Below are 7589 nucleotides of genomic sequence, written 5' to 3'. Positions count from 1 at the left end.
GCCAAAGCCCACGTCCAGCATGTCCTGACCGCCGCCGGTACCAAAATCATCCGACTCAGCCAGTACTACCCCCAAGGCGCCACCCCACCCCCGAAGCCACGCCCCGCCAGTCGCTTCCAGCGCCTATCTCAACGCCTCTCAGCACAGGCACCCACCTAACGCCCCAAAGATCACCAACAACATCAGAAATATGTGCCAGATCCCGAAAAGGTCCGCCCGCTCGACCGCCGAGAGGAAGCCTGCGGGACCGTCGAGCATGCCGCCGACCACCGGCCCCTCGTCCACAGGAAGGACGATGAGGAGGCGGTGGCCGTGCGCCACGTTCGTCACGGAAGAGCGGATTCAGTCCGCCAGCTTGCTGTGGCGTCCCTGGGCGGCGGGCGCAGTGTCGCGAAGCCGGTCCGCCAGGGCATCGATCTGCGCGTTGAGTTCCGCGTCACTGCTCGCCTGCCCCGCGCGATCGGCGACGTTGAGCCGCCGGATTTGCTCTTGGACGTCGAACTCAACGGCCTCCAGCTCAACCCGCTTCGCGGCCGTGTCCCGGCGCTTGCGCACATCGGACTCCATGGTGAACAGGTCCTCGTTCGTGACGAGTTGCCGAGAGTACAGCATGTCGTAGGTGCTCGACCGCGACATCAGCTTCGTCAGGACGGGAAGGGCATCGACCGTCATGAGGCACAGCCGCAGCAGCCACACTCCGGCCCACACGTAGAAGCTGTCCTGCTGCAACCGGTGCAGCGCGTCCATCTCCTCAAGGAGGCCCACGCGCCCGTGGGCGTCCTCGCGTTCCCGCACCTTCGTCGCGATCTCCTCGCTGAGCTGCTTCTCGTAGGCCTCGAACGTGCCCCCGGTGGACTTCTCCAGCTCATCGATCCGCGCGTTCAGCTCGTCGATCCGCTCCTGCTGCCCACCGAGGTCGTTGTCGGCGCGGAAGTCGTCCGCCTCACCGCGCAGCCGGACGCAGTTGGGGCCCTCGCCGACGACCCCGGTGAAGTCTTCGCCATCGGCCCCGCCGCACTCCTTCCGCGCGTCCTCGTTCATCTCCTGCCACTGGTCGTCGAGCTCCTTCTTCTCCTCTAGCAGGTCGTCGCGCTCCTGGACGGCGCGGGCGAGCTCGTCCCGTGCCGCATCCGGCGCCGCTCCCTCGACCTTGATGAGGAAGTCCGCGCAATCGCTCCCGCTCTCCCCGCCGTCCACCGGATTGCACTCGGTCAGCCTGCTCTCGTAGGCGTCGATCTCGTCGGCCCGGTGCCGCTGGGTCTCCTGCTCGATCGCCGGATGGAACACGTACAGCACTAAGGGCTCCGCGATGACGAAGCTGAGCAGAACCGTCAACACGATGCGGGGGATGAAGAGCAGCCAGCGGAACCCGGTTGCGACACCGTGGGTGGTGCTGATCAGCCACCCGTCGATCGTCGCGATCATCGCCCCCCAGAAGACTGCGAACGGGAGCAGCCAGAGCGGGTTCACACCGGTGATCGACGTGACTGCCACCAGAACCGAGATCATGGCCGCACAGCCGGCCCCTATGACGATGAGGCCTTGCCACGTATAGCGGGAGCGCTCTTCCGGAACCCAGTCGAGGAGCTCCTCGACGACGCCGATGAGGCGGCGCGGCCACCGGCCCAGGCCGATGACCGGCGGCGCGGGCCGGTGAGGATCGACCGGCACCTGGTCGCCATCGGTCTGCGGTGCCGCTCCGGTGCTAGTCGCCACTGTCCTCCTCCTCGGCCGCCTCACCGTCGAAGTCGTGGCCGTTCTTCTCGATGCTCTGCCGCTCCTCCCCTCCAGACGCCACGCTCACGCCCGGTTCGAGCATCTGCCTGATCAACTCGTCCAAGCCCAGCGAGACCTCGTCGCCGTGCCCCCGTTGCAAGGCCTCCTTGATGAGCTCCAGCTTGAGGGCGAGCTGCTGGCGTTCGTCCTCCCGGCGCCACGTCTGGCGGCGCAGTTCGTCCTCGCGCGTGACCTCCCAGCGCCGGCGCAGCTCCTCCTGCTCCCTCTCAATCCGCTCGACCACCATCCGCTCCCGCTTGTCCAACTGTGCGGCGAGGTCTGCGTAGCTGAACTCGCCGCTGGCCAGGCCGGCCGCCCAGACGCGAGCGGGGCTCTCCTTGGCGAACTCGTCGACCTGCTGGGCCCGTTCCAGGGTGCCGTTCTGCTGCTGCGCGGCGAGGGCCTGCTTGAGATGGTCCTCCTTGAGCGCCTGGGTGCCTTCTTGGATGGCCACATGGTTGCTGAGGTCGTACTGCTCTCTGGTCTCCCGGAGCTTCTCGCGGTACTCCCTGAGCGCGTCGGGGACCGTGACCTCGACCCCGGCCAGCTCGATGCTGATGCCCGGAATGACCGGCGGTTTGAGTTGCGTGTACGCCTGAATCTGAGCGCTCGTGCTCACCCGCACCTCATTCACCTCGGCCAGCTCACAGTACTGGCCCAGCTCGAAGAGGCGCTGGTGGGCGCGTAGGTAGGTGTCGAGCCTTTTCGCCGCCTCGGTCTGCCCCTCCCGGACGACCGTGACCGCGTCCGTGACGGTGCAGTTGAACGTGGTGACGATGGTGAAGGGGGCGTCTTCACCCGAGGGAATCGTCAACGGCACGGAGACCGCGGTATCGCGCCCGACGTCGACCAGGCTGACGTGGTCGGCTTCGACCACCCGTTCGTCGTCGAGGCCCAGTCGACCATTGTCGACAACGTACTCGCCCCGCACCCTGTACACCAGCAGGTGATGTGCAAGCACCTCCGGCAGGTCCTCCCGGTCGCGACAGCGCCGGCCGAGGCCGAGGGGCCCCTGCCGCTCGGGCAGGCGGAGCTGTCGTTGCTCGATGATGGGGTACTTCCGCTGCATCATCATTCCTTTTCTCCGTGGCTTCGGACGTGGGCTTTCTTCAGGGCCGCCAGCAGGGTCTCGATCGCGGAGGCGCGCGCGGCGCGGTCGGGCCGCTCCCCTTCGGCGATCCGGATCAGGGAGGCGCGGAAACCTGTGTGCTCGGCCAGCGGAAGCACTCGGGCAAAGGCCTCGCCGAGCGCGCGGACGGCAGGCTCGGGCTCGGAGGTCACCTGGTGAAACGCGTTGACGGCTCTCCACAGCTCGGTGAGGCCGGCATGGCGCAGCGGCCGGTATCGGATGAGGGCCGCCCACAGCTCGACGATTGGCTGAACCTGACCGGGACGGGCGTCGAGGTGGATCACTACAGCGGGGATCCCCGTGTGAGGATCACGGCCGGACAGCAGGACAAGGACCGCGTGCAGGATCAGAACGCGCCGCCCGCGCGTCGGTCCGACGGGCCGCGTGCGGGAGAACTGGACCCTCAACTGGCGCACCACCTCACCGGCGCTTCGCCCGCGCATGGCCAGCGTGCCGAACAGTCCGCCGAGGGCGATCGCAGCGTCGGTGCTGAGCGCGTTCTCCTGGGAGGCGAGCTGCCAGAGCCTGCGGACGGCCTCCGTGGGATAGCGCACGCCCAGCTCACCGGTGAAGGCGAGGGTTCCCAGCTCTCTCTGCGCGTTACTGCCGTAGCTGATCCAGCGCACCGCGATGCGCAGCGCCTCGGCCGCCTGCTCGTCGTCCCGGCACATGGTCCACAGCAGGTAGACGGCCGCTACTTGAGCGTGCCACGCCGATCCGTCCTTGGACCAGGGATCGAGATACATCTCCTGGACCTCGTCGAGGTCGATACGCGCCAGCGCGGCGAGCCCGGCGGCGACATTGACCGCGTATCCGCCCTCGTCCATGATCCCGGTCATCCAGGCACGCACACCGTCCCAGAACGAGATGTCGAACCGCTCCCACAGTTGGGTCAGCACCTCGGACCGGTAACCGTCCTCCCGGAACACCGGGTAGCGGCGGCCTGTTCCCTCCTGCGTCCGCCGCTCGACGCGTATGAGTCCCTCCATCGACCCGCGCAGACTCCGCCGCTGCCCCAAGACGTCCTTGCCGGGAACCATGGTCTGCTCGGGGTCCAAGGCCGTCGCTGCGGGGGGCGGCATGGTGGTGGCCAGTTCCTTGGCCAGACGACCCGACAGCGTCTCGAAGTCGCGCTCCCGCACCCCTGGTGCCAGCGCCAGCGCGGTGACGTCGACGATCTCTTCACGGGTGGGTTCGGTCTCGAACCACTGATGGACCTCCTTCCGGCCGGAGCGCTCCAGCACCTCGGCGACTGCCCGCTCGGCCTCCTCTTCCCGCGCTAGGCGGTCGGCGATGCGGACGGCGTCCGCTATGGCGTAGTCCTCCGGCACCAGTGCGGCCGCCCGCTCGACGGCGCCATCGGGCACCGCGCCGGCGACCCGACGGCGCAGTAGTTCGGTAATCGGCGGACACTCCCAGGCGACGTGGGCGACCGCGTGCGAGTCGATCGCGAAGGCGCTTGGAAGGGTGGTGACGATCAGGTACGCACGGGCCTCCGCGACCTGATCGCGTACCGCGCTCCACGAGAAATCCCGCTCCGATGCGCGTAGCGCGCGGTCGCCGGCGAACCAGTCGGTGATCAGGTAGCCCCACCCTGTTCTGTAGGGGCGCTCGGCCAAGGTAGACAGATCCGACGCGGGAGACAGGACGGCCAGCTTCCCTGATGCGGCCTCCCGCAGCAGCGCCATCGCCCCGGACCGCTTTCCGATGCCGTGAGGTCCGGTCAGCACGACGACCCGCTGTTCGGCCAGCTTCTCCGCGGCCCGCTCGTGCGCCGCCGGCCGGATGTGATGCCGCAGGATCTGCCTGATCTCGTCTTCGTCGAGCCTGCCGGTCACCGCGCGGCGCCTGTCGCCGTCACCGGCCCCGGCGACGCCGATCGTGCCGTCAGACACATGGACGTGCCCGTAGAAGTTGTTGACCACCTCGCTGGACCGGCCCATTCGGCGTTCGATGCACTCCCCGTCCTTCCTCGCGGCCGAGTCGGGCCGGTCAGCCGGATTGGGTTTTTCGGCCTCGTGATCTTCGCCGAGCGTGGAGGAGTCCTTCTCCGCTTCGGGAGGTGGGGACGGTGCGGGGCCGTCGTGTCGATCGTCGTCGTTCTTCTCGGTTCCGTTCTCGGCCATTGGACCCGCTACTCGTACTTGATGCCGATGACGCCGCCGGATACGTCGACCCGATCGTTGAAGTTGTTGACCACTCCGGGGTAGGGGCGGCCACGGGTCCGCTCGTCGGTGCCACCGGAAGCGCGCGGGGCTCCGCATCTCGCGCCGGACGCATCGGGAGTCCCGCCAGTGGTGTCTTCGGGGGCGGATGTGGTGTCGTCGTCGGCGGAGGCAGGGTCAAGGTCCATGGCATGGATGTCGTGGCCGGGGACCAGGATCCAGGCGTCGCTCCGGAACTCCTTTTGCCGCACCTCGACCCTGCGGTAGTCCTCCGCGTTTCCGGTCGTGTAGCCCTGCAGGACCGCGTCCATGAAGACCGGACGCGACAGGATGACCGCCAGATCCGCGCCAGACATAGCAAGGGCTGTGCGGAGCACGTCGCTGTCCACCAGCCGACTGACGGCGACGACCCCTTGACCGCGGTAATGGCCGTTCCCCGATCGGACCGCACTGCCGAAGTGGATCGCTATCCGCACCCGCAGGTGGGCATTGGCCAGGCGGTCGCGATTGTATCTGGTCAGCTCCGCTTTGAACGCCCGCAAGTAGTCGTCGACAAGCAGCGACTCCGGCACCTCACGGGGGAGGATCGCGAGTTCGCCGTCACCGGTAAAGTCGACGAACCAGTCTTTTCTACGCAGATGGCTGCGCTTCGCTGCCTGCTCCAGGACCGTGATCAGCCCGTCCTGGATGTCCTCCTGCCGCTGGTCGTCAGAACTACCGAACCCTTTGACGTCAACGGCCATCATGGGGCGCCTGTCGAATCGATCGCTGAACGTCACTATTCATCCTTTCCGGAGGTATCTCCACACGGTGAGAAGCCAACTCTGGAGTAAGCGGCGACGGAAGATCCCGTATAAATCGGTTTTCTCACGGACGACTTCGGGGTATCGGCTGTGAGCATGCGCACATGCCAGATGACTGATTGATCCGGGATTCCAACTGAAAGAGGGGTGTTGCGCTGTTCCGTCGGTGGTTCGGCATAGAGCCCGCAGAAGAGAGCGCATGGAAACGCCCAGAAAAGAAGAGCCAGACAACATTACGACACCCCTGACCGCTTTGACGGTTTTCTGGGGTTACGTGCAGTAGGCGGACGGGAAGGTGGGATTCTCATCGTCGTGCACGTGGGAGCGGCCTTTGCCGTCATGACGTCGCAGACGATGACGCGGGGAGAGCCCCTGTGCGCTCGCGAGCCTGCTGCTCCTGGTGTTCGTCGCCGCCTTCCTGTGGGCGGGCTACCGCTTCTCGCAAGCGATGCGTCCCCGGCTGACGGCCGCGCCCCTTGGGGAGTCGCTTCGGTGTGGTGGACCGGTCCTTGGACGGCGCGGGCAGAGCGGAAGGCGAAACCACCGCGGCGCGTGAGGAATGGGATCTGTCACAGGCCTTCGCCAACATCGTGAGAGTCGAGAACGCCCCACGTGCATCGGTCGGTTCCTACACGGCGGCAATGAGCACTTTTCATCGTGTTTCACGCAGTTGAAGCACGAGCAGGGCTTAGCGGGCGGGTCGAGTCGTCGCCACCGGGAGCGGGTGCTCTCGCGGTGAGCACGCATGGTGCGGACAGCCAAATTCAGGGGACGGCGTGACAACGGCAGGCAGGCGCGGTGGAACAGCATCAGAGCCTCTGGTGTTCAGGTTGTTCTTGGCCGAAAACCCGTCTACCAGGGGCTTCTTGCTGTCAGGGGCGGTTTCGGGAGGCCGATGCAAGGCCGTGACCTGCACCTTCAGGGCGAAAAAGGCGTGTGCCAAGAACGGAGGAGGTCAGTGGTGTAGCTGATGGACTTCGGTGCTGCATGGTCGATGAAGGTATGGCCCTTCGCGGTCGCCTTGCCCGAGGAGATCGCAAACCGCCTTGTGCTGCGTGAACTGTGAGGTGAGCGTGGTGAGCGACAAGGAAAAGGCAGCTTGAGCTGTCAGGCGGGGACTGCGGAGACGTTGCGCGAGCCCTGGCGTTGTCCGGGGTGCCCTGTGAGAGGCGTCGTTACATCTGAGGTGGTGTCAAAACCGGGAGGGCGCTTTTTCTCCCGGGAGGAGTCCGGCGGGAGCGGGCTGACTGGCCGGGCGGCACCCGGCGTAAAGGGGGCGTGAACGCAGTCTGCGGCGGCCATGTGGAACTTGGGAAGGCCCTGCTCCGATGTCAAGGGAGCGCTCCGAGCCAGCAGACGAGGGGGTAAGTACCGATGCGGAGCGGGGCTGCGGACGGTCTCGTAGTAGCGGGGAAGCTCGTGCTGGGCGCGGTGGGAGTGGAGCGAAGGGCACCGGTAGTGCGCGACTCGCGGATGGATCAACCAGGTGTGGGGGGAGTCTGTGGGCGAGTCACGGTCAACGGCGGGGTCCAAGCCCTTCGACATCTCCAAAACCGAGGGGTGGCAGGCGTGGGAGCAGGTGAAGGCGAACCAGGGGTCGGCTGGGGTGGATGCGGTCGAAGTGTCGGAGTTCGAAGACCGGGTGCAGGATCATCTGTACAAGGTCTGGAACCGGATGGTGCGCCGTGAGACGTTTCGCTGTATCCCCGACGCAGT

4 protein-coding genes and 1 pseudogene are annotated in these 7589 nt (G+C 66.6%); 1 reads left to right on the top strand and 4 read right to left on the bottom strand.

Translation table 11 applies throughout. The features are described 5' to 3' along the window. Positions 1-342: 342 nt before the first annotated feature. From VS93_RS25400 to VS93_RS25385, 4 genes are read right to left on the bottom strand one after another with little or no spacing between them, the layout of a single operon-like run. Entirely contained in the window at positions 343-1716 is a 1374-nt protein-coding gene (locus tag VS93_RS25400; protein ID WP_052746000.1) for a DUF4407 domain-containing protein, read from the bottom strand. After that, positions 1706-2851: a hypothetical protein gene (locus VS93_RS25395; RefSeq protein ID WP_156185017.1), complete on the bottom strand. Its 1146-nt coding sequence runs from the start codon at positions 2849-2851 to the stop codon at positions 1706-1708. Before VS93_RS25395 ends, VS93_RS25400 begins: the two co-directional genes overlap by 11 nt. Next, complete coding sequence (locus tag VS93_RS25390) at positions 2848-5031, bottom strand: nSTAND3 domain-containing NTPase (RefSeq protein WP_046472377.1); 2184 nt, start codon at positions 5029-5031, stop codon at positions 2848-2850. The genes VS93_RS25395 and VS93_RS25390 overlap by 4 nt, the downstream gene beginning before the upstream one ends. Before the next feature lie 8 nt (positions 5032-5039). Further along, positions 5040-5849 (bottom strand): adenylate/guanylate cyclase domain-containing protein, encoded by an 810-nt coding sequence (locus tag VS93_RS25385; RefSeq protein ID WP_052745999.1) that lies wholly within the window; start codon positions 5847-5849, stop codon positions 5040-5042. Between the two features lie 1525 nt (positions 5850-7374). Here VS93_RS25385 and VS93_RS29920 point away from each other — a divergent pair. Then, positions 7375-7589 (top strand): annotated as a pseudogene (locus tag VS93_RS29920) (hypothetical protein); the annotation flags it as partial.

This window comes from Allosalinactinospora lopnorensis (assembly GCF_000981225.1).
Classification (GTDB): Bacteria; Actinomycetota; Actinomycetes; order Streptosporangiales; family Streptosporangiaceae; genus Allosalinactinospora; species Allosalinactinospora lopnorensis.
The sequence above is the reverse complement of the archived record's forward strand: the minus strand, read 5'-3'. Positions and strand labels throughout refer to the sequence as shown.